At 58.2% G+C, this 1,900-nt stretch carries 1 protein-coding gene; it reads right to left on the bottom strand.

Annotated features, from left to right (window positions below; genetic code table 11):
- Positions 1–858: 858 nt before the first annotated feature.
- On the bottom strand, positions 859–1,900 hold a 1,042-nt coding region (locus tag MJD61_08930; protein ID MCG8555394.1), incomplete at its 5' end, for a D-alanyl-D-alanine carboxypeptidase family protein.

The raw sequence follows: 1,900 nt of genomic DNA, 5'->3' as shown, positions 1-1,900 counted from the left end.
GCTGTCAGTGAACGTGTGGCGTTGCCTCGAGCGTCTCCCCCGCCCTGTTGTCAGGCGCGAAGGCTCACGGCACGCTCGCGGAACCTCGTCGGCGTCACCGGAACCCAATCCTCGCGTGGTCAACGCCGGTCAGTGCGGTGTGCGCTCATTTGAAGTAGCTCCTTTCATACCAGACTCCAGCTATCTTTTGTTCTTCGTTCTCCGTGCGTAGCTGGAAAGCCATCTCAAAGGAAACACCATCGCCTACAGCTACGAAGCACTCCGAATCACGCTGGCTACGAACCATACGCCGTAGTTTAGGGGACAGCTTGGCGCACGCCACGGATAGACCGTCGATGCCATCCAAAAGCGCCAGCTTTGAAGTGTCAGAAAACAATGGTTCCTTTTCCACAAGGCATGCACTCACAGAACGGATGCGTTCAGGTGTCTTTGCGTACGAATCACAGCGATGAGGCTTGTTGGTTGATCTCAAGCGAAAGGGCGTGACACACAGACTGGCAAGTTTCCCTACTTCCCCTTTTGCCAGCGCACTTAGCCACCGCTCGGGCAACGGCCGATCTTGCTCGGTTGGCGGCGGCGGAAGCTCTGCTTTGTGATCCGTGCCTGTGCCCTTTGCGGAAGAAGAGTCGTCACTCTTCGTCTCCGACTCTGCCAACGTTGGATTGGACCTAACATGTCCCGCGGCTTGAGGGGCAGTGATTGTTTCGGTTTGGCGCCCTGGTGCCGTGTCCTGTGCAGGAGCGTCATCACATCCTGCAACGAAATAACAGAGAAGGAAGGTATAGAAATATGCTACCGCATATGGATTCGAAACGATCCTCCGCATATGGCGCATGGTTTCCATAAGAGTCCCGGAAGTTACAAGAGGGAGAATCCCTTGTTATAAGACCAATGCCATGGCTCGGATGAGTAGGGGTTGAATCCGAACCCTCCTGCATTGTTCTGAAGCCACCTGTACGCTGGCGTGTTTCTCAGTGCTGGTACGTTTTGTCGGTTCGTTGGGCCTATCGACGGATCGAGCACGAGATCAACTGCTCTGCCCGTATGGTGCTCCGTGCTCCCTGGAGGAGCGACAAACCGCCGTGCCGCTGCGGCGTTACCGTTATGGTCAATAAGAGCATCATTCCACAGTTGGGTCTGACGCGCCACCGACCGATACGCGGAGGTAAGCGTCAACGACCTGCTCACATTGAGTCCATCGGCCGCCGCTGCCTCCCGCATCGAGCGCAAGGCCGTGGCTGTGTCGGCAGTGAGCTGGAATCTCCGGCCGCCGGTATTCTCGCCTGCCGGATTGGCGAACCGGTCCACAGTGACAAGTTGGGACGGATCCGGTTCACCGAAGTCCGTCAGCCGACCCGCGGGTCCCGTCCAATAGGTGAAGTTGGGCGCACGAAACTCGCTCGCATGAGGTGTCTCCGTCTGAAACGTATCTGGTCCTGGCGGGTCACCCTCTCCCGTTGGGGTCGGCTCTGGCGGCGGGGTCGAGCCTCCTCCGTCCCCGCCCGTGAGGAAGTTCTTGATCTTGCCGCCAAGCTTCTTGAAGAAGCCCCCGGTTTTCTTAGCGCCCTTGCCGATCTGCCTGCCCGCCCACTTGATGTCTTGCTTCGAGATGCAGGCGCCGTAGAAGCAGATCAGCTGCTCGGGGGTGGGGCAGTTGCTTCCGTCGCACCTGTCGTGATGGTCAAACCCACTGGGATCTGTCCAATTCAACGGATTATTGACCACATAGCTATACCGGTTCCACGACTGGCTATTGCCGGGCTCGGGCACGAACGGGTCGGGCTGCAAAAACCTCCCCATATGCGCGTCGTAGATTCTGCCCTTCATGTTCACGAGGCCGAGCTTGTTGAAGTGCTCGTGGCCGGTGTAGCCGAGTCGGGTCTTGGGGCGGTTCGGGTCG

Source organism: Pseudomonadota bacterium (assembly GCA_022361155.1).
Classification (GTDB): domain Bacteria; phylum Myxococcota_A; class Polyangia; order Polyangiales; family JAKSBK01; genus JAKSBK01.
This window is presented reverse-complemented; position numbering and strand designations above follow the sequence as displayed.